Annotated in this window: 19 protein-coding genes; 9 read left to right on the top strand and 10 right to left on the bottom strand. The window is 74.0% G+C overall.

What is annotated here, in order from left to right; translation table 11 throughout:
- Positions 1–3: 3 nt before the first annotated feature.
- The 3 genes from AC0B9F_RS23710 to AC0B9F_RS23700 form a co-directional block, all read right to left on the bottom strand.
- Positions 4–1,335 carry an ABC transporter substrate-binding protein gene (locus AC0B9F_RS23710; RefSeq protein WP_472005756.1) on the bottom strand — a complete coding sequence of 444 codons (1,332 nt, stop codon included), beginning with the start codon at positions 1,333–1,335 and terminating at the stop codon, positions 4–6.
- A 29-nt stretch (positions 1,336–1,364) separates the two neighbouring features.
- Complete coding sequence (locus AC0B9F_RS23705) at positions 1,365–2,183, bottom strand: PfkB family carbohydrate kinase (protein ID WP_472005754.1); 819 nt, start codon at positions 2,181–2,183, stop codon at positions 1,365–1,367.
- Between the two features lie 101 nt (positions 2,184–2,284).
- Positions 2,285–3,313 (bottom strand): SIS domain-containing protein, encoded by a 1,029-nt coding sequence (locus AC0B9F_RS23700; RefSeq protein WP_472005751.1) that lies wholly within the window; start codon positions 3,311–3,313, stop codon positions 2,285–2,287.
- Between the two features lie 160 nt (positions 3,314–3,473).
- On the opposite strand from AC0B9F_RS23700, the gene AC0B9F_RS23695 reads away from it, so the two are divergent.
- From AC0B9F_RS23695 to AC0B9F_RS23685, 3 genes are all read left to right on the top strand, one after another.
- On the top strand, positions 3,474–4,550 hold the full coding sequence (locus tag AC0B9F_RS23695; protein WP_472005749.1) for a LacI family DNA-binding transcriptional regulator: 1,077 nt from the start codon (positions 3,474–3,476) through the stop codon (positions 4,548–4,550).
- A gap of 33 nt (positions 4,551–4,583) precedes the next feature.
- Positions 4,584–5,168, top strand: a complete 585-nt coding sequence (locus tag AC0B9F_RS23690) for a TetR/AcrR family transcriptional regulator (RefSeq protein WP_472005747.1) — start codon at positions 4,584–4,586, stop codon at positions 5,166–5,168.
- Positions 5,169–5,414: 246 nt separating this feature from the next.
- Positions 5,415–6,179: an SDR family NAD(P)-dependent oxidoreductase gene (locus tag AC0B9F_RS23685; RefSeq protein ID WP_472005745.1), complete on the top strand. Its 765-nt coding sequence runs from the start codon at positions 5,415–5,417 to the stop codon at positions 6,177–6,179.
- Positions 6,180–6,186: 7 nt separating this feature from the next.
- Here AC0B9F_RS23685 and AC0B9F_RS23680 read toward each other — a convergent pair whose 3' ends face one another.
- Positions 6,187–7,434: an ROK family protein gene (locus AC0B9F_RS23680; protein ID WP_472006112.1), complete on the bottom strand. Its 1,248-nt coding sequence runs from the start codon at positions 7,432–7,434 to the stop codon at positions 6,187–6,189.
- A 28-nt stretch (positions 7,435–7,462) separates the two neighbouring features.
- Complete coding sequence (locus AC0B9F_RS23675) at positions 7,463–8,068, bottom strand: alpha-ketoglutarate-dependent dioxygenase AlkB family protein (RefSeq protein WP_472005743.1); 606 nt, start codon at positions 8,066–8,068, stop codon at positions 7,463–7,465.
- Between the two features lie 59 nt (positions 8,069–8,127).
- On the opposite strand from AC0B9F_RS23675, the gene AC0B9F_RS23670 reads away from it, so the two are divergent.
- Positions 8,128–9,261, top strand: a complete 1,134-nt coding sequence (locus tag AC0B9F_RS23670) for a methyltransferase (protein WP_472006111.1) — start codon at positions 8,128–8,130, stop codon at positions 9,259–9,261.
- Between the two features lie 316 nt (positions 9,262–9,577).
- Here the strand turns inward: AC0B9F_RS23670 and AC0B9F_RS23665 are convergent, their stop codons facing one another.
- Both AC0B9F_RS23665 and AC0B9F_RS23660 read right to left on the bottom strand, forming a co-directional pair.
- Positions 9,578–10,426, bottom strand: a complete 849-nt coding sequence (locus tag AC0B9F_RS23665; protein WP_472005741.1) for a class II fructose-bisphosphate aldolase — start codon at positions 10,424–10,426, stop codon at positions 9,578–9,580.
- Between the two features lie 29 nt (positions 10,427–10,455).
- Positions 10,456–11,337 (bottom strand): SIS domain-containing protein, encoded by an 882-nt coding sequence (locus tag AC0B9F_RS23660; protein WP_472005739.1) that lies wholly within the window; start codon positions 11,335–11,337, stop codon positions 10,456–10,458.
- Between the two features lie 133 nt (positions 11,338–11,470).
- Here AC0B9F_RS23660 and AC0B9F_RS23655 point away from each other — a divergent pair, with 133 nt between their 5' ends.
- The 5 genes from AC0B9F_RS23655 (at position 11,471) to AC0B9F_RS23635 (ending at position 16,417) form a co-directional block, all read left to right on the top strand.
- Positions 11,471–12,250, top strand: coding sequence for a DeoR/GlpR family DNA-binding transcription regulator (locus AC0B9F_RS23655; protein WP_472005737.1), 780 nt, complete (start codon positions 11,471–11,473; stop codon positions 12,248–12,250).
- 257 nt (positions 12,251–12,507) lie between these two features.
- Complete coding sequence (locus AC0B9F_RS23650) at positions 12,508–14,340, top strand: glycoside hydrolase family 15 protein (RefSeq protein ID WP_472005735.1); 1,833 nt, start codon at positions 12,508–12,510, stop codon at positions 14,338–14,340.
- A 17-nt stretch (positions 14,341–14,357) separates the two neighbouring features.
- Positions 14,358–14,927, top strand: coding sequence for a class I SAM-dependent methyltransferase (locus AC0B9F_RS23645; protein WP_472005733.1), 570 nt, complete (start codon positions 14,358–14,360; stop codon positions 14,925–14,927).
- 96 nt (positions 14,928–15,023) lie between these two features.
- The gene (gene prcB / locus AC0B9F_RS23640; RefSeq protein WP_472005731.1) at positions 15,024–15,869 is read left to right on the top strand and encodes a proteasome subunit beta; all 846 of its coding nucleotides are present in this window, start codon (positions 15,024–15,026) and stop codon (positions 15,867–15,869) included.
- Between the two features lie 89 nt (positions 15,870–15,958).
- Complete coding sequence (locus tag AC0B9F_RS23635; protein WP_472005729.1) at positions 15,959–16,417, top strand: archease; 459 nt, start codon at positions 15,959–15,961, stop codon at positions 16,415–16,417.
- 38 nt (positions 16,418–16,455) lie between these two features.
- On the opposite strand, the gene AC0B9F_RS23630 is transcribed toward AC0B9F_RS23635, so the two are convergent.
- From AC0B9F_RS23630 to AC0B9F_RS23620, 3 genes are read right to left on the bottom strand one after another with little or no spacing between them, the layout of a single operon-like run.
- The gene (locus AC0B9F_RS23630; RefSeq protein ID WP_472005727.1) at positions 16,456–16,899 is read right to left on the bottom strand and encodes a TIGR03668 family PPOX class F420-dependent oxidoreductase; all 444 of its coding nucleotides are present in this window, start codon (positions 16,897–16,899) and stop codon (positions 16,456–16,458) included.
- A 1-nt stretch (position 16,900) separates the two neighbouring features.
- Positions 16,901–17,773 carry a universal stress protein gene (locus AC0B9F_RS23625; protein ID WP_472005725.1) on the bottom strand — a complete coding sequence of 291 codons (873 nt, stop codon included), beginning with the start codon at positions 17,771–17,773 and terminating at the stop codon, positions 16,901–16,903.
- A gap of 2 nt (positions 17,774–17,775) precedes the next feature.
- On the bottom strand, positions 17,776–18,417 hold the full coding sequence (locus tag AC0B9F_RS23620) for a phosphoribosyltransferase (RefSeq protein WP_472005723.1): 642 nt from the start codon (positions 18,415–18,417) through the stop codon (positions 17,776–17,778).
- Positions 18,418–18,522 lie beyond the last annotated feature (105 nt).

Genomic DNA, 18,522 nt, shown 5'->3' with positions numbered 1-18,522 from the left:
AGGTCACGGGGTGACCCCGTAGCGCCGGGCCTGTTCGGCGCCGCGCCGCACCTCGCGCAGGGCCGCCTGCGGGGAGGCACGACCGGCGAGGACGGCCTCGGCCGCCGACAGGTAAGGGTTGACGATCTTCTCCCCGGCCCGGGTGTCGAGCCATACGGCCATGTCGTGCCCGGCGATGACGCGCTGTGCCTTGGCGAGGGCGGGCAGTTCGGCCGCGTCGGCGGTGCCCTTGACGGCGCTGAGCCAGCCCAGGTCGCGGACCAGGGTGCGGGCCTGGGCCCGGCTGGTGAGGAACTTCAGGAAGTCGAGCGCGAGGGCCTTGTGGGGCGAGGCGTTGGAGACGAGCAGTCCGTCCGCGCCGCCCGCGATGGCCTTGGGGTCGCCCTGCGCGCCGGGGACGGCCGGCATCGGGAAGAAGTCCCAGTGGTCCGCGAACTCCTTGGGCGCGCCGCCCTGTTCGGTGAGGTAGGAGAACTCCAGCGTCTCGAGGTACTGCATGGCGGCCTTGCCGTACACCATCCGGGCCTGCGCGGACTCGTGGCTCATGCTGGTGCCGCCGGGGGCCATGCAGCGCTGCTTCAACCGGGCGAGGTCGTTCAGGGCGCGGGCGTATCCGGGGTGGGTGAAGTCGCCCTGGCCGTCGTAGTCGCGGGCGAGGACGCCGGCGGGGACCTCGGACGCGTTGAACTGGGTGAGGAGGTGGCCTGCGGGCCAGCCGTACTGGTTGCCGAAGGCGAGCGGGGTGTAGCCGGCCTTCCGGACGCGGTCGCACGCCGTGAGCAGCTCCGGGAAGGTGCGCGGCGGCGCCGTGACACCGGCCTTCGCGAACAGGGCGGTGTTGTAGGCGAACACCTTGGCGTCGACGTCGAGGGGGACGCCGTAGACGTGTCCGTCGAAGGTGAAGGCGTCGAGGGCGTTGCGCTCGAAACCGTCGCCCCAGGCCGTGCCCTTGAGCGCGCCGCTGAGGTCGGCGGCGAGCCGGCCGTCGGCGAACTTGCGGGCGTACTGGCCGGGCCAGGCGAAGAAGATGTCCGGCAGCTCTCGGGAGGCGGCGAGGACGGCGATGCGGTCCTTGTACGGCTGGTCGCCGACCGCCTGGAGTTCGATGCTGACGCCCGGGTTCTGCTTCTCGTAGGCGCGCACGGCCTGCTGGAAGTAGGGCGCGTACTCGGGGTCGGCCCACTTCTCCAGGACGGTGAGCCGGCCCTGGGGCCGGCCGTGGAGCGCGAAGTCGTTCGGGGTGACGGTGACCGGCCGCTGCCCGCAGCCGCTGACCAGCAGCATCAGCAGGGTGGTGAGCAGGCAGCCGACCACGGGGGCGGGAGTTCGGCGCATGGGTGGCTCCTGGCGGTCGGGCGGAAGGGTCAGGGGGTGCCGGCGGCCTCGAAGGCGAGCGGGTGGCCGAACGCGCCGGGCTGTGTGCAGACCTCGGCGGCGTACGCGGCGGCGCGGGCGGCCGCGTCGGCGAGGGGCCGCCCCTCGTGGTGCAGGGCGACGAGGAGGGCCGCGAGGAAGGAGTCGCCGGCCCCCAGGGTGTCGGTGGCCTCGACGGGCACCACGTCCTGGTGGTGCACGGTGCCCTCGCAGTGGATCAGCGCCCCGCGCCCGCCCCGTGTCACCACCGCCAGGCGCACTCCGGCCGCGACGGCACGCCGGATCACGTCCAGGGCCTCGGTGTCGTCGGCGTCCGGGCGGGAGAAGACTGCGGCGCGCATGGACGGCAGGAGGGGCGCGGCGTACGTCCAGGGGCGGTCGGAGAAGTCGAAGCTGACGGGGCAGGCGGCGGCCAGGCGCGGCAGCTCCTGCTCCAGGTGGCTGCAGTCTCCGGTGTGCAGGAGGTCGAAGCCGCGCAGCCAGGCGAGGTCGGCGGCGTCGGGGGTGAAGCGGGAGACGGTGGCGTCGCACTCGCCGAAGGCGCGGTTGCCGTCCTCCTCGACGTACACGGTGGCGTACGCGTTGGGGCCGTCGGCGGTGCGCAGGCGGTCGAGGCACAGGCCCTCGGCGGCGAGGGCGGCGCGGATGTGGGCGCCGGCGGCGTCGTTGCCGGTGACGCCGAGGTAGGCGGACCCGGCGCCGAGCCGGGCGGCGTGCACGGCGACGTTGAGGGCGTTGCCGCCCGGGTACATCAGGCCGCGCTGGGGGTAGCGGTCGACGACGTTGTCGCCGACTCCGCAGATGCGCATGGGGGTTCCTCGGCGGGGAGTAGGACGGGATGCGGGTACGGGACCGGCCCGGTGCGGCGCCGCACCGGGCCGGGGTGGATCAGCGGGCCGGGAGCCGCGGCTCAGTACTCGACCTGGAACATGTAGCGCCGCTTGTCGAGGTCGTGGCCGCGCACGGACTCGTAGTGGCGGGCGAGGCGGGTGCCGAAGACGTCCAGGGCGATGGGGGTGATCTCCCCGCGCAGGTGGGCGGGGACGCCCGGCAGGGAGAACATCGTCGAGTCCACGTGGTGCGCCTTCTTCGTGTACCTGTCGAGGAAGGTCTTCGCCCGCTCGGCCATCGGGCGGGTGGTGTCCTCGCCGAGGAAGAGGATCACCGGCTGGTCCTCGGTGACCACCTCGAAGGCTCCGTGGAAGAACTCACCGGCGTTGTAGCTGCCGCCGTGCTTCCACTGCATCTCCATCAGGTAGCACATGGTGAAGCCGTAGCCGGCGCCGTAGTTGGGGCCGGCCGAGAGCACGTAGGTCACCGGCTCGTCGGCGAGCGCGGTCGCGATCGACGCGGCCAGCTCCTCGCCCTCCTCCTGAGCGGTGTACAGGGCGTCGGGCAGCGCCTCGTAGGCCTGCCGCAGCGCGGCGTAGTCGCCCTCGACGCCGGTCTTCTCCAGCAGGGCGTACGCGAGCTGCCCGAACAGCACGCCCTTGGGGGCGACGACGGTGTCCTCGCTGCGGTAGGTGAAGGCCACGTGGGCGGCGTCGGCGAGCGGGCTGTCGGCGCTGCGGGTGAGGGCGGCGACCTTGGCGCCGGCCTCGCGGGCGTAGTGGGCGGCGGCGACGGTCTCCTTGGTGGTGCCGGTGTGCGAGGAGACGAGGACCAGGGAGCCCTCACCGAGCAGGGCGGGCCTGCGGTGGTTGAACTCGTCGCTGTTCATGTGGAAGACGGGGAACTGCGCCCGGGTCTCCAGCAGGTACTGCACGGGGTAGGCGGCGGTGAGCGAGCCGCCGCAGCCCACCAGGAAGACGTTGCGCAGACCTGCTTCGACGACCTCGTCGACGAAGGCGCGGGCGGTGTCGTTCTGACCGAGCGCGAAGGCCACGGCCTCCTTGAAGTCCTCGGTGATGGGCTTGAGGGGCAGGGTTGCGGTGCTCACGCGGTTCCTTCCAGGACGGGGAGGGAGAACGTTCCCAATCGCGTGCCGCACGGGGCGCGGAGTGCTGTGGGAACGTTCTCACCGGCGGTGGTGAGAACCTTCCCACCGCCCGATCCGGAGCGTCAAGACCCGTGTCGCGCCCGATAATCTGACTCCTGCCATGACGACGAACCGACGCAGCGGCCGCGCCCGCCCCGCCACCATCCCCGACGTCGCACGTGAGGCCGGGGTCTCCCGCTCCACCGCCTCGCGCGCCCTGGCGGACTACGGGTCCGTCTCACCGGAGGCCCGGGAGAAGGTGCGCGCGGCGGCCGAGAAGCTGGGCTACCGCCCCAACCAGCTGGCCCGCTCGATGATCACGGGGCGCACGCACACGCTCGGCGTGGTGGTGGCCGACATCCAGAACCCGTTCTTCGCGGGCGTCACCCGCGGCATCACCGACGCGGCCCGCGCGGCCGGCTACCAGGTGCTGCTCGCCAACAGCGACGAGGACGTCACCGCCGAGCGCGCGGCGGTGAAGACGCTGCTGGACAAGCATGTCGACGGCCTGATCGTCGCCCCCGCCTCCACGGCCGACGCCGCCCACCTGAAGGCGGCGCACACCTCCGGCTGCCCCGTCGTCCTGCTCGACCGGCGGGCACCCGGCCTGCCCTGCGACTCCGTCACCGTCGACAACCGGGGCGCGGCCAAGGACGCGGTGCGCCGTCTGATCGCGGCCGGCCATCGCCGGATCGGCCTGGTGAGCCTGGTCGGCACCGGGGACGAGGACCCGTCGGGCCCGATCACGACGGGCCTGGAACGCATCGAGGGCTACCGGGCGGCGCTGTACGAGGCGGGCATCGGGGACAGCGAGCGGTATCTGCGCCGCGGCACCTTCCACCGCCAGGACCCGGCGGCGCTGGCGGCCGGCCTGCTGGCACTGCCGGACCGCCCGACGGCCGTCTTCGCCACCGACAGCATGATCGCCCTCGGGGTGCTGACGGCCGCGCGGGCCGGTGGGCTCACCGTGCCGGACGACCTGTCCCTGATCACGTTCGACGACCCGGACTGGGCGGCGGCGGTGCGTCCGCGGATGAGCGTGGTGGCGCAGCCGGTGCAGGAGTTGGGGGCGTGCTCGGTGCGGGCGCTGACGGCCCGGATCGAGGGCGGCGGCGGGGAGCCGCAGCACATCACGCTGGATACGACGTTCATCGCCCGGGACTCCGTGGCGGCGCCTCCCACGACGAGCGTTGATTGACCGATCGTTCTGCAATGGACTAACTTCACCGGCATGGCCAGGACCAAGGAATTCGATCCGGACGCCGTCCTGCTGTCGGCCCTCGACCTCTTCTGGCGCAAGGGCTACGAAGCGACGTCCATGGCCGACCTGGTCGAGCACCTGGGGATCGGGCGCGCGAGCATCTACGCCACCTTCGGCAACAAGCACGACCTGTATCTGAAGGCCCTGGACCGCTACGGCGAGGCGCACAACCCGCTGCTCGCGCTGGAGCTGTCCCAGCCGGGGCCGGCCCTGCCCGCCGTCCGGGCGGTGGTGCGCCGGTTCGCCGCGGAGGCGGCGGACGACTCCCGCCGCGAGCGCGGCTGTTTCGTCACCAACACGGCGGCCGAACTGGCTCCGCACGACGACGCCGCCGCCCGCCGCGTGGAGCGCGACTGGGGGCATCTGGAGACCCTGCTGCACTCGGCCCTGCTGCGCGCCCGGGCCCAGGGCGAGCTGCCCGAGGGGTGCGACCCGCGCGCCCTGGCCCGCATGCTGCTGGTCCTGATGCAGGGCTTCCGGGTGGTCGGCAAGGCCTCGACGGACCCGGCCCGGGTGCTCGACGCGGCGGAACAGGCACTGGCGCTGCTGGACTGACGCCCGCCCCTGAGCGCACGCTCCGGCGGGGCGGCGTTTCACTGCCCCGATATTTGACCGAACGGTCTGGAAAGAAGGGAATCCCAGACCGTGCTCGCCGTCGGCGACGATGCAGCCAGCTTCTCCGCGGCGGCGGCCCTGTGCACGGCCGCGGCTCTCCCGCTCCTTCTCGCCCGCCCTCCGACGACGCGCTGAAGGACCCCGTTCCACCACCTCTTTCATGTGGCTCTCTCGAAGGGAACAACCATGTCCAGCAACCGTTTCTCCGGCCGCGCCGCCCTCGTCACCGGTGCCGGAACCGGCATCGGCCGGGCCGTCGCGCTCGCCCTCGCCGCCGAGGGCGCCCGGGTCGTCGTGGCCGGCCGCTCCCGGGCCCCGCTCGACGAGACCGTGGCGCTGGTCGAGCAGGCCGGCGGCACCGCCGTGGCGGAGGTCGCCGACGTCGCCCGGGCCGCCGATGTGCGGGCGCTGGTGTGCGCGGCCGTCGACCAATTCGGCGCCCTCGACGTGGCCGTGAACAACGCGGGCGTCTTCCGGGGCGCGCCGCTCGCCGACCTCGCCGAGGACGACTGGCACTCCCTGCTCGACATCAACGTGACCGGCGTCTTCCTGGCCCTGCAGGCGGAGATCCGGCAGATGCGCACCCAGCCGCACGGGGGTGCGATCGTCAACGTCGCCTCCAACCTGGGCCGGCACAAGCAGGCGCCGAACACCGTCGCGTACGGCGCGAGCAAGGCGGCCGTGGCCTCCCTGACCCGCGGGGCCGCGCTGGAGTACATCGCGGACGGCGTGCGGATCAACGCCGTCAGCCCCGGCGCCTCCGGCACGACGATGTCGCTGCGGCCCGGGGAGAGCGAGGCGGAGCGCGCCGTCCGCATGAAGGACCAGTCACCGCTGGGCCGGGTGTCGTCCACCGAGGAGGTCGCCCAGGCCGTGCTGTATCTGGCCTCCGACGCGGCGGCGGCGCTGGTCGGCACGGACCTGGTGATCGACGGGGGTGCCGCGCTGTAGCCGGAGGTCAGCCCCCGGTCAGCGCCCCCAGCGGGTCGTCCAGCACCGGCTGCCACGCCAACTCGGCCGCTCCGACCAGGCTGTTGTGGTCCAGGGAGCAGGCGAGGATGGGCACGCCGCCGCTGCGGCCCCACAGGCTGCGGTCGGCGACGACGGCACGCAGCCGCTCGGGGTCGGCGTCCAGCAGCGTGCCGTGCAGCCCGCCGAGGATGATGCGGTCGGGGTTGAGGATGTTCACCAGTCCGGCCAGGCCCAGGCCCAGCCGGTCGATGAGGGCCTCCACGGCATACCGGACGTCCGGATCGTCGTACTCCTGCCGGATCAGGTCGTTGGCCTGCTGGAGCAGTGACACCTCGGGGCCGGGATCGCGTCCGGCGGCGGTGAGCAGGGCGAGCGGGTCGGCCTCGACGTCGAGGCAGCCGCGGCTGCCGCAGTGGCAGGGGCGGCCGCCCTCCGGGTTGACGGTGAGGTGGCCGACCTCCAGGGCGAGGCCCGAACTGCCGGTGTGCAGCCGCCCGTCGAGCACCAGCGCGCCGCCCACGCCGCGGTGCCCGGTGGCCACGCACAGCAGGTCACGCGAGCCCCGTCCGGCGCCGTGCCGGTGCTCGGCGAGCGCGGCGAGGTTGACGTCGTTGGCGGCGAACGCCGGCCCGGCGATCCCGGCGTCGTGCACGCACGCGGCGAAGATCTCCCGCACGGGCGCGCCCACCGGCCAGGCCAGGTGCAGCGGGTTCAGCGCGAGGCCCTCCGGTTCGGCGACCGCGGAGGGCACGGCGAGCCCGGCGCCCACACAGCGGCGGCCGGTCTCGTGCAGCAGTTGCGCGCCCGCCTCGACCACGGACCCGAGCACCTTCGCCGGGTCGGCGTCGACGGTCTCGCAGCCGGGCGCGGTCGCGACGATCCGCCCGCCGAGGCCGACCAGAGCGGCGCGGAAGCCGTCGGCGTGGACCTGCGCGGCCAGCGCGACCGGCCCGTCCTCGGCGAGGTTCAGCCGGTGCGAGGGGCGGCCCTGGGAGCCGGCGGGGGCGCTGGGCCGGGCGTCGACGCGGATCAGGCCGAGCGCCTCCAGTTCGGCGGCCACCGCACCGGCGGTCGCGCGCGTGACGCCGAGTTCGGCGGTCAATACGGCACGGGTCGGGGCGCGTCCGGTGTGCACGAGCTCCAACGCGGGCCCGAGCGCACCGCGCCCCCGGTCCAGCCGCGTCCTGGAGGTGGTCCCTTCCCCCGCCTGCCGGGGGTCCGCCTTGCCGCTCATGGGGGATGAGTCTGTCATGATCCGCTGCTCAGGTGGCGTCCGGCCGCAGCCCGCTGACCCGCAGCGTGATGTTCAGCCGCCCGGTCAGCCCGAGCCACGGCGGTGCGGTGCCCGGCAGCACGCGCGGCACCCCGTGGTAGGCGAGGCGGGACGGCCCGCCGAAGACGAAGAGGTCACCGCTGCGCAGCTCGACGTCGGTGTAGGGCCGGGTGCGGGTGGCGGTGTTGCCGAAGCGGAAGACGCAACGGTCACCGAGGCTGATCGACACCACCGGCGCGTCGGCCTTCTCGTCGCCGTCACGGTGCATGCCCATGCGGGCGTCCCCGTCGTAGAAGTTGATCAGCGCGATGTCGTACGGCGCCACCGGCTCCGCCTGCGGGCCCAGCGCCGCGGTCACCGCGCGGCGGCCCAGTTCGCCGAGCCAGGCCGGGAACGGCTTGACGGGGGCGCCGTCGCCGTCGACGACCGTACGGGCGTAGGCGTAGGGGTACCAGTGCCAGCCGAGGCAGACCTGTCGGGCGGTCATCGTGCCGCCGCCCGGTGTGTGCACGGTGCGCAGCCCCGCCGGCGGGCGGGCCCAGGCGCGGCAGGCGTCCAGCAGCGTCCGCTGACAGCTCGGCGTCCATGGCACCATCCTGCCCCACGGGGCCTGAGCTGCGGCTCCGCTAGCCTGGACGCACCATGAACGACCGTATGACGACGCCCTGGGGCGAGCTCGCGCTGACCCGTTTCCCCGAGGACCCGCGCGACAGGCTGCGCGCCTGGGACGCCTCCGACGTGTATCTGCTGCGGCACCTGGCCGAGGAACGGGTCGATCTGTCCGGCACGGTCGTGGTCGTCGGTGACCGCTGGGGCGCGCTGGTCACCGCGCTCGCGGCGCACGCGCCGGCGCAGATCACCGACTCCTATCTGGCGCAGGAGGCGACCCGCGCCAACCTCGCGCGCAACGGGGTCACTCCGGGGGCGGTGCCCCTGCTGACCACGCAGGACGCGCCGCCGGAGCGGATCGACGTGCTGCTGGTGCGGGTGCCGAAGAGCCTGGCGCTGCTGGAGGACCAGCTGCTGCGGCTGGCGCCCGCGCTGCACGAGGGGTCCGTGGTGGTCGGCGCCGGCATGGTGAAGGAGATCCACACCTCGACGCTGGCCCTGTTCGAGGAGCTTCTGGGCCCGACCCGCACCTCGCTCGCCCGGCAGAAGGCGCGGCTGATCCTCTGCACGCCGGAGCCGGGGCGGGAGCGTCCCGCCAACCCGTGGCCGTACACCTACACGCTGCCGGACGGCATCGGCCCGGCGTCGGGGCGGCCGGTGGTGAACCATGCGGGCGTGTTCTGCGCGGACCGGCTGGACATCGGTACGCGGTTCTTCCTCGGGCATCTGCCCGCCGCCCGCGGCGCCCGGCGCGTCGTCGACCTGGGCTGCGGCAACGGCGTCGTCGGGACCTCGGTGGCGCTGGCCGACCCGGAGGCCGAGGTGCTGTTCGTGGACGAGTCCTTCCAGGCGGTGGCCTCGGCGGAGGCGACGTACAAGGCGAACGGGGTGCCCGGGCACGGGGAGTTCCGGGTCGGGGACGGGCTGGCCGGGGTGGCCTCCGGGAGCGTGGATCTGGTGCTGAACAATCCGCCGTTCCACTCCCACCAGGCCACGACGGACGCGACGGCCTTCCGGATGTTCACGGGGGCGCGGCGGGTGCTGCGGCCGGGTGGTGAGCTGTGGGTGATCGGTAACCGGCACCTGGGGTATCACGTCAAGCTGCGGCGGGTGTTCGGCAACAGTGCGGTGGTGGCGAGCGATCCCAAGTTCGTGGTGCTTCGGGCCGTGAAGAGGTAAGCCTGCGGCGCCGGGTTGTCGTTAGTCCGCGGGTGCGTTGTGCCTGCGGCGCTGGGTCGCGTTTCGGGTGCGGGTGCGCTGTGCCTGCGGCGCCTGGTCGCGTTTCGGGTGCGGGTGCGCTGTGCCTGCGGCGCCTGGTCGCGTTTCGGGTGCGGGTGCACTGTGGCTGGTCGCGCAGTTCCCCGCGCCCCTTTGATGCCTGCGGCGGCCCGTTGCCCTCCGGTGGCCGGTTGCTGTCACGCCTACGGCCGGTTTCTGGGTCGGGGCCGGGGCGGGGGGTGTCCGTCGTCCCTTGCGCCCTAGGTGACGTGGTGGGTCAGTTCAGGACGTCGATGATCCGTGTCACCTCCCGGATCATCGCCTCGCGGCCCACGCTGAGGTATTTGCGGGAGTCCACCGCTTCGGGGTGGGCGGCGAGGAAGTCGCGGATCGCCGCGGTCATCGCCTGGTTGAGGGCGGTGCCGACGTTCACCTTGGTGATGCCGCCCGCGACGGCCGTGCGCAGTTCGTCGTCGGGGACGCCGGAGGAGCCGTGCAGGACGAGCGGGAGCTGGAGGGCCTGGGAGAGGCGCTTGAGGAGTTCGTGGTCGAGGGTGGCGGTGCGGGTGGTCATGGCATGTGCGCTGCCGATGGCGACGGCGAGCGCGTCGACGCCGGAGTCGGCGACGAAGCCGCGCGCCTCGGTGGGGTCGGTGCGCGCGCCGGGGGCGTGCGCGTCCAGCGGGCGGCGGCCGTTCTTGCCGCCGACCTGTCCCAGCTCCGCCTCGATCCAGAGTCCTTGGGCGTGTGCCCAGTCGGCGGCGGCGCGGGTGGCGGCGAGGTTCTCGGCGTACGGCAGCGCGGAGGCGTCGTACATCACCGAGCTGAAGCCCGCCGCCGGTGCCTGGCGCAGCAGGGCGTCGCTCTGCACATGGTCGAGGTGCAGGGCGATGGGCACCTCGGCGGCCTCGGCGGCGGCGACGGCGGCGCGGGCGAGCGGCAGGAGGCGGCCGTAGCGGAACGTGACGGCGTTCTCGCTGACCTGGAGGACGACGGGTGCGCCGGCCTGTTCGGCGCCGGCGATGACGGCCTCGACGTGCTCCAGCGTGATGATGTTGAACGCGGCGACGGCTGAGCGGTCGACGGCGGCACGGGTGACGAGCTCGCCGGTGGTCGCGAGGGGCACGGCCTGTCCTTTCCGGGGTGTCGGGCGGCTCAGGGGGCGAGGATCACCGAGCGGGTGAGGTGGCGCGGCTGGTCGGGGTCGAGGCCGCGGGCCGCGGCGACGGCGACCGCGAGGCGCTGGGCGCGGACCAGTTCGGCGAGCGGGTCGAGGCCGCCGTCCACCCACAGTCCGCCGGTGGCCCGCACCTGGTCGGCCAGGCCCTCGGGTGCCTGGCCGAACATCCAGGTGGCGGTGCCCTCGGTGGTGACGCTGATCGGGCCGTGCCGGTACTCCATCGCCGGGTAGGCCTCGGTCCAGGACAGCGACGCCTCGCGCATCTTCAGCCCGGCCTCGTTCGCCAGGCCGACCGTCCAGCCGCGGCCGAGGAAGGTGAACTGGCGGCAGCCGACGAGCCGTTCGGGCAGTTCGGCGGCGAGCGCGGTGCGCGCGTCGGTGACGGCGGCGTCGGTGTGCAGGCCGAGGTGGGCGCGCAGCAGGGTGAGCGCGGTGGTGGCGAAGCGGGTCTGCACGACGGAGCGCTCGTCGGCGTAGGGGAGCACGACGACATCGTCGGCGGCCGCCATGACCGGGGTGCCGGGGTCGGCGGTGACCGCGGTGGTGCGGGTACGGCCGTGCAGCCGGCCGAGCAGTTCGAGCACCTCCGTGGTGGTGCCGGAGCGGGTGAGCGCGACGACCCGGTCGTAGGCGCGGCCGTCGGGGAACTCGGAGGCGGCGAAGGCGTCGGTCTCGCCCTGGCCCGCGGCCTCGCGCAGGCCGGCGACCGCCTGGGCCATGAAGTAGGAGGTGCCGCAGCCGACGACCGCGACCCGCTCCCCCGGTGCGGGCAGTGCCGCGGCGTGCGCGGCCGCCTCCGCCGCGGCGCGGGTCCAGCACTCCGGCTGGCTGTTCAGCTCGTCCTCGACATGCGTCATGCGGCTGCCCCTCCCAGGGTGTGTTTGTTTATGCAAGATATAGCGAGCTTTCGAGCAACTTCAAGCATTCGACGCCAGGTGGGGTGCGCTAGGGTCACCGGGAAGCCGACACGCAGGGAAGACGGAGGTGCGGATGTCGCGCGACGCCCGCTGGAAGGCGCTGCTGGAGCTGCTCGTCGAACGCGGCCGGCTGGACGTCGAGGAGGCGGCCGCCGAGCTGGAGGTCTCGGCCGCGACGATCCGCCGCGACTTCGACCAGCTGGCCGAGCAGCAGATGCTGGTGCGCACCCGGGGCGGCGCGGTCGTGCACGGGGTGTCGTACGAACTGCCGCTGCGCTACAAGACGGCCCGGCGCGCCTCGGAGAAGCAGCGCATCGCCCGGGCGGTGGCCGAACTGATCGCGCCCGGGGAGGCCGTCGGGCTGACCGGCGGCACCACCACCACCGAGGTGGCCCGCGCGCTCGCCGTGCGCAGCGACCTCGCCTCCGGCTCCCCCGCGCTCACCGTCGTCACCAACGCCCTCAACATCGCCAACGAGCTGGCGGTGCGGCCCCAGTTCAAGATCGTGGTGACGGGCGGGGTGGCACGGGCGCAGTCGTACGAGCTGATCGGGCCGCTCGCGGACGGGGTGCTCGGTCAGATCACCCTCGATGTCGCCGTGCTCGGCGTGGTCTCCTTCGACGTGGTGTACGGGGCCGCCGCGCACGACGAGGCGGAGGCCGCGATCAACCGGCTGCTGTGCGAGCGCGCCGAGCGCGTGATCGTCGCCGCCGACTCCAGCAAGCTGGGCCGCCGAGCCTTCGCCCGCATCTGCGCGGCCGAAACCGTGAACACGCTGGTGACGGACTCGGCGGCGGATCCGCAGGAGGTACGGCGACTGGAGGAGGCCGGGATCGACGTGGTGACGGTCTGACGAGAGCGGCTCCCTCGGCCGGGGCCGGTCCCGCCCGGAGCACCGCGCCGGCCCCACGTCCGGAGCACCGCGCCGGGCCCACGCCCGGAGCACCGCGCCGGCCCCACGTCCGGGGCCCACGCCCGGAGCACCGCGCCGGCCCCACGTCCGGGGCCCACGCCCGGCGCCCGCGTCCGGGGCTCACGTCCGCGGGCCGGCCCCGTGGACAAGCCCTAAGCTGGAAGCCGCCCCGCGGGCACAGGTCCAGGGAGGCTGTGATGGCCCAGGCAGCGGACGAGGGTGTGAGCCGGTGCGCCGGCTGTCTGCCGGTCGCCGACCACGGACTGATCGGTGATCTGCGCACCGTCGCGCTGGTCGGGACGAACGGCACCATCGACTGGTACTGCTGCCCGTCGTTCGACGCGCCGAGCGTCTTCGCCGCGATCCTGGACGCCGAGCGCGGCGGCTGTTTCGAGCTGGCGGCGAGCGGGGCGGCCCGTACCAAACAGTTCTACTTCCCCGACACCAACGTACTGATCACCCGCTTCTTCACCGAGGACGGCGTGGGTGAGGTGCAGGACTTCATGCCGCTCGGCGGCGGCCCGGCGGAACGGGCGCGGCACCGGCTGATCCGCAGAGTGCTGTGCGTACGCGGCACCGTCCCGTTCCGGGCCCGTATCGCCCCGCGCTTCGACTACGCCTCCCGCGCCCACACCCTGCGCCTGGTCGGCGACACCGCGGTGTTCACCACCGGCCAGCTGTCCCTGGGCCTGACCTCGACCGTCCCGCTGGAGCCCGACGGGCAGGACGTGCGGGCGGAGTTCAAGCTCGCCGAGGGCGAGTCGGCTGTGTTCGCGCTGGACGAGGTCGGCGGCGAGGTGGCGCCCCGCCGGTGCGCGAGCCGGGAGGCCGAGGAACAGTTCGCGGCCACCGTGGCGTACTGGCGCCGCTGGCTGTCCGCCTCCCGCTACCGGGGCCGCTGGCGGGAGATGGTGCACCGCTCGGCCCTCACCCTGAAGCTGCTCACCTACGCGCCGACCGGCGCGATCGTCGCCGCGCCGACCACCAGCCTGCCCGAGCAGCTCGGCGGCGAACGCAACTGGGACTACCGGTACCTGTGGGTGCGCGACGCCGCGTTCTGCGTGTACGCGCTGCTGCGCCTCGGCTTCAGCGAGGAGGCCGGGGCGTTCATGGACTTCGTCACCCGGCACATAAGCCCCGGCGACCACGGCGGGGCCGGGCCGCTGCAGATCATGTACGGCATCGACGGCCGCACCGATCTGACGGAACGCGAACTGCCCCATCTGTCGGGCCACTTCGGTTCGGCTCCGGTACGCGTCGGCAACGCCGCCGCCGACCAGCTCCAGCTCGACATCTACGGCGCGCTCGTCGACTCGATCTACCTCTACGACAAGTGGGCGAAGCCGATCTCCAGCGACCAGTGGGACGACGTGTGCGCGCTCGTCGACTGGGTGTGCGCGCACTGGGACCAGCCCGACGAGGGCATCTGGGAGACGCGGGGCGGCCGCAAGAACTTCCTGTACTCACGGCTGATGTGCTGGGTGGCGATCGAGCGGGCCATCCGCATGGCCAACCGGCGCGGGCTGCCCGCCGACCTCAACCGCTGGCGGGTGTGCCGGGACACGATCTACCGCCGGATCATGGACCACGGCTGGTCGGCGGCGCGCGAGGCGTTCGTCCAGTACGAGGACGGCGACGTGCTGGACGCGGCGGTGCTGATGATGCCGTTGAGCAAGTTCATCGCACCGACCGACCCCAAGTGGCTGTCCACCCTGGACGCCCTCACCCGGGACCTGGTCTCCGACTCCCTGGTCTACCGCTACGACCCGCTGAGCAGCCCCGACGGCGTGCGCGGCGACGAGGGAACCTTCTCGATCTGCTCCTTCTGGTACGTCGAGGCCCTGGTCCACGCCGGCCGGCTGGACGAGGCCCGCCTGGCCTTCGAGAAGATGCTGACCTACGCCAACCATCTGGGGCTGTACGCGGAGGAGATCGGCCACACGGGCGAGCAGCAGGGCAACTTCCCGCAGGCGTTCACGCATCTCGCCCTGATCAGCGCGGCGTTCAACCTGGACCGGGCACTCGGCTAGCGGAAGGGACCCACCACATGACCGACGGGAGCGTGTCGACGGCGGCGGAGTACTGGGAGCCCGTGTGGCGGTCGGGCCGCCGCTACCGCACCATCGACGACCGGGAGGCGGAGGTGCTGCGCCGGCAGGTCGGGCCGGGTGCGGGACGGCCCGCGCTGGACATCGGCTGCGGCCTGGGCGAGCTGGCGGCCCGCGTGCACCGGCTGGGCTACCGGGTCACCGCCGTCGACTGCGCGCCGACCGCGGTCGCCGGGGCCCGCCGGCGCCACCCCGAACTGGACGTGCGGGAGGTGGACTTCACCGCCGGCGACCCGGCCGGGCTGCTGCCCCACCCCGCCTACGCGCTGATCACCTGCCGGCTGGTCTTCCGCTGGATTCCCGACAAGGCGGCCTTCCTCTCCCGTGTCCGCGGCCTCCTCGCCCCGGGCGGCGTCTTCTGGGTCGGCGCGTCGCTCCACGACCCCTCACGCGGCGAGTCCCACCCGTGGGAGCTCACCCCCGCCGACGCCGAACTCCTGACCGCCGGCTGGTCCCGCGTCGACAGCGAGGACCTGGACGGCTACCACTGCCTCGCCCTGCACCCCTGAGCGGCGGTGCCGCATGCGCGCGCCATGCCGCGGGTAGGGTGCGTCGCACACGGGGACGTCCCCTCGGCCGGCCCGCCCGCGACAGGAAGGAACGCCATGAGCGCCCACCCGAGCAGCGACGGCGGACTGCCGCCCTCCTTCCTGGCCGCCGAGACGTCGTCCTTCGTCGACTTCCTCGCCGCGCAGGCGCCCGACCTGCTGCCCGGCAGCCGCGAACTGCCCTCCCCCGCCCCGGGGTTCGAGGCGCCGCACGGAACGACGATCGTCGCGGCGACCTACGCCGACGGTGTGCTCGTCGCGGGCGACCGGCGGGTGACGATGGGCAACGTCATCGCCCACCGCGAGTACGAGAAGGTGTTCCCGGCGGACGAGCACTCCGCCGTCGCCATCGCCGGTACGGTCGGCATCGCCGTGGAGCTGGTCCGGCTGTTCCAGCTGGAGCTGGAGCACCACGAGAAGATCGAGGGCACCGCGCTCTCCCTCGACGGCAAGGCCAACCGGCTGACCACGATGGTGCGCGGCAACCTCCAGATGGCCATGCAGGGCCTGGCCGTGGTGCCGCTCTTCGCGGGTTACGACCTGGACCGGGGCGTGGGCCGGATCTTCGGCTACGACGTCACCGGCGGCCGCACCGAGGAGCCGGGCTTCACCGCGACCGGCTCCGGCTCGGTGTACGCGCGGGGCGCGCTGAAGAAGCTGTACCGCGCGGGGCTGCCGGAGACGGAGATCGTCACGGCGGCCGTACAGGCGCTGTACGACGCCGCCGACGACGACTCGGCGACCGGCGGCCCGGATCTGACCCGGCGCCTGTTCCCGCTGGTCGCGCTGGTCACGCGGGAGGGCTTCAGGTGGCTGCCGCAAGAGGAGGTCGCCGCGATCGCGAGGGAGGTCGTCGAGCGCCGCGGCGAGAGCCCCGACGGCCCCCGGGCGCCCGTCCTCTGACGCGCGGCCGACCGGAGCGCGGAACGCGGCGGACCGGGCGGGCCCCGGCCCGTCCGTGTGCCCTGCGGGCGAGCGGGCACACGGGGGACATGGTCAACGGCGACACGGGTGACGACAGTCTGGAACGCGGACGGGGCGAGAGCGGTCACCGGGCGGTGCCGCACACCGGCGACGTCCGGATCGACGCGTGGGGTGCGAGCCGGGAGGACTGTCTGGCGGAGGCGGTCCTCGGGATGGTGGAGTGCTTCGCGGACGTGTCCCGGGTGCGGCCCACGGCGGTGGAGCGGCTGCGGGTGGCCGGGACGGGCGACGACGACCTGCTGGCGGCGCTGCTGGAGGAGGTCGTCTACCGGCTGGAGGTGTACGGCCGGGTGCCGGTGGACGTGGAGGCGGACGCGGAGGACGACGAGCTGGACGTGCGCCTCGCGGTGGCCGAGCTGGCGAACGTGGAGATCACCGGCAGGATGCCCACGGAGGAGTCCTGCCACGAGCTGCACCTGGGCCGGGGACCGTACGGCTGGTCCTGCTCCCTGACCATCCACCCGTGACGCACCGCTCTGGGGCCGCGCGGCGGCTCGGCGTGCCGTCAGCCGGTGGCGCGCCATCCGGTCCAGCGGGTGACGGTGACCACGACGACCGGGCCGTCGGGCGGGTGGGTGGCGTACTGCGGGTACTTGCGGCGCAGCAGGGTGATCGCCCCGGCGTGCTCCTCGCGTGCCGCGGGGTCGGCGGCGTCCGGTGGCACGCTGCGGGCGCCGCCGTCGGCGCGCACCCACCACAGGCGGTCCCAGTCCTCGTCGTAGGCATCGGCGAGCAGGCTCACCGCCGGGTGGACGGCGATGTTGCGCAGCCGCTGGAGCCGCTGGGTGGCCTTGGGTTTGCGGTCGACGGCCGTGACGATCCGGTCGCCGTCGGCGGCGAACACGACGGGCACCAGATGCGGGTGGCCGTCGGCGCCGACGGTGGCGAGGCGGGCGACGCGGGCGCCGGTGAACCGCCGGCGGGCCTCGTCGTCGTCCATCGCGGGCACGTCAGGTCTCCTGCTCCGTCCGCGCGGTGGGGACGACGGCGACGGGGCACTCGGCGTGGTGCAGCACCGCGTGGACCACGCTGCCCAGCCGCAACCCGAACCGGCCGGCGGGCGGATGCCGGGAGACGACGACCAGACCGGCTCGCGCGGAGGCGTCCACCAGGGCGGCCGCCGGGGTGCCCATGACGAGGTCGGTGTCGGCGCGGACCTGCGGGAACTCCGCGATCGGCCGGGCCGCGTGTTCCAGCACGCGCGTGTGGAGATGCTGTTCGTCGTCCACCTGGCTCTCCTGGGGCACCACCCGCCCCACCCGCGCGAGCGGCGTCCAGGCGTGCAGCACCCGCACCCCGACCCCGCGCAGCCGCGCCTCGTAGAGCGCGAACCGTACGGCGTCCGCGTCCCGTTCGTCGCGTACGCCGACGACCACGCTGCCGTGTGCGGCCCTGTCCGTGTGCCCGCGTGCGACGACGACCGGCCGGTCCGCGTGCGCGGCGGTGCGCAGGCTCACCGAGCCCAGCAGCAGTCCGCTGAAGCCGCCGCGGCCGCGGGTGCCGACGACGATCAGGTCGGCGTCCTGGGCCGCGTCGATGAGGGCCTCGGCGGGCTGGTCGTGGGCGAGGGCGGTGTCCAGGAGCAGCCCGGGGTGCCCGGCGGAGATCCGGGCCACGGCGTCGTCGAGGACGGAGGCGGCCGCGTCCAGGACGCGTGCGTCGGCGCCCTCGCCGGCCGGGCTGCCCGGGCCGACGGCGTGCAGCACGCGCAGGGCGGTGCCGCGCAGGCCTGCTTCGGTGGCGGCCCAGTCGGCGGCGAGCCAGGAGTCGGAGGTGTCGTCGACGCCCACGAGCACGGCACGGTGTGCCGGTTCGGTGGCCATGCTCATCCCTCCCGCAGCGCGTCGAGCACATCGGCGTCGCTGAGCTGCTCGAAGTCGTCGTACCACTGGCCGACGGCGCGGAAGTCGGCCGGCCGGTACGGGCACACCACCTCGTCGGCCTCGCGGGAGAGCAGTTCGGCGGACTCGGGGGCGGCGACGGGCACCGCCAGGACGACGCGTTCGGGTCGCTGGCGGCGGGCCCAGCGGACGGCGGCGCGCGCGGTCGCCCCGGTGGCGAGCCCGTCGTCGACGACGATCACGGTGCGTCCGGCGAGGTCCAGCGGCGGGCGGTCGCCGCGGTAGAGGCGTTCGCGGCGGCGCAGTTCGGCGCGCTCGCGCTCCACCGTGCCCGCCAGCGCCTCGTGGGTGAGGCCGAGCCGGCTCAGCGCCCACTCGTCGAACAGGGGCGGGTCGTCACCGGCGAGCGCTCCGACGCCCAGCTCCTGCTGGAAGGGCGCGCCGATCTTGCGGGCGACGAGCACGTCGAGCGGGGCGTCCAGGGCGCGGGCGACCTCGCGGGCCACCGGCACGCCGCCGCGGGGCAGCGCGAGGACCAAGGGGTGCGGGAGGGCGCCCTTGTCGTGCCGGATGCGCAGCTGCTCGGCCAGTTCCCGACCGGCCTGGGTGCGGTCACGAAACTCCATGCGCCTCGCGTCTCCTTCCGGCGCCGGCCGCCGTACGGCTCCCGCCCGGGTACCCGGCGCCCCGCCCGGGCACACGCCGAGCCGCCTGCCGGGCCGCCTGCCGGG

The sequence above is a fragment of the Streptomyces sp. NPDC097129 genome (assembly GCF_055668065.1).
This window is presented reverse-complemented; position numbering and strand designations above follow the sequence as displayed.

What these genes read in the sequence shown, in the direction of transcription:
- AC0B9F_RS23710 (WP_472005756.1), bottom strand. Translation starts at nt 1,335, where the DNA reads ATGCGCCGAACTCCCGCCCCCGTGGTCGGCTGCCTGCTCACCACCCTG.
- AC0B9F_RS23705 (WP_472005754.1), bottom strand. Translation starts at nt 2,183, where the DNA reads ATGCGCATCTGCGGAGTCGGCGACAACGTCGTCGACCGCTACCCCCAG.
- AC0B9F_RS23695 (WP_472005749.1), top strand. Translation starts at nt 3,474, where the DNA reads ATGACGACGAACCGACGCAGCGGCCGCGCCCGCCCCGCCACCATCCCC.
- AC0B9F_RS23690 (WP_472005747.1), top strand. Translation starts at nt 4,584, where the DNA reads ATGGCCAGGACCAAGGAATTCGATCCGGACGCCGTCCTGCTGTCGGCC.
- AC0B9F_RS23685 (WP_472005745.1), top strand. Translation starts at nt 5,415, where the DNA reads ATGTCCAGCAACCGTTTCTCCGGCCGCGCCGCCCTCGTCACCGGTGCC.
- AC0B9F_RS23680 (WP_472006112.1), bottom strand. Translation starts at nt 7,434, where the DNA reads ATGAGCGGCAAGGCGGACCCCCGGCAGGCGGGGGAAGGGACCACCTCC.
- AC0B9F_RS23675 (WP_472005743.1), bottom strand. Translation starts at nt 8,068, where the DNA reads ATGGTGCCATGGACGCCGAGCTGTCAGCGGACGCTGCTGGACGCCTGC.
- AC0B9F_RS23670 (WP_472006111.1), top strand. Translation starts at nt 8,128, where the DNA reads ATGACGACGCCCTGGGGCGAGCTCGCGCTGACCCGTTTCCCCGAGGAC.
- AC0B9F_RS23660 (WP_472005739.1), bottom strand. Translation starts at nt 11,337, where the DNA reads ATGACGCATGTCGAGGACGAGCTGAACAGCCAGCCGGAGTGCTGGACC.
- AC0B9F_RS23655 (WP_472005737.1), top strand. Translation starts at nt 11,471, where the DNA reads ATGTCGCGCGACGCCCGCTGGAAGGCGCTGCTGGAGCTGCTCGTCGAA.
- AC0B9F_RS23650 (WP_472005735.1), top strand. Translation starts at nt 12,508, where the DNA reads ATGGCCCAGGCAGCGGACGAGGGTGTGAGCCGGTGCGCCGGCTGTCTG.
- AC0B9F_RS23645 (WP_472005733.1), top strand. Translation starts at nt 14,358, where the DNA reads ATGACCGACGGGAGCGTGTCGACGGCGGCGGAGTACTGGGAGCCCGTG.
- prcB (WP_472005731.1), top strand. Translation starts at nt 15,024, where the DNA reads ATGAGCGCCCACCCGAGCAGCGACGGCGGACTGCCGCCCTCCTTCCTG.
- AC0B9F_RS23635 (WP_472005729.1), top strand. Translation starts at nt 15,959, where the DNA reads ATGGTCAACGGCGACACGGGTGACGACAGTCTGGAACGCGGACGGGGC.
- AC0B9F_RS23625 (WP_472005725.1), bottom strand. Translation starts at nt 17,773, where the DNA reads ATGGCCACCGAACCGGCACACCGTGCCGTGCTCGTGGGCGTCGACGAC.
- AC0B9F_RS23620 (WP_472005723.1), bottom strand. Translation starts at nt 18,417, where the DNA reads ATGGAGTTTCGTGACCGCACCCAGGCCGGTCGGGAACTGGCCGAGCAG.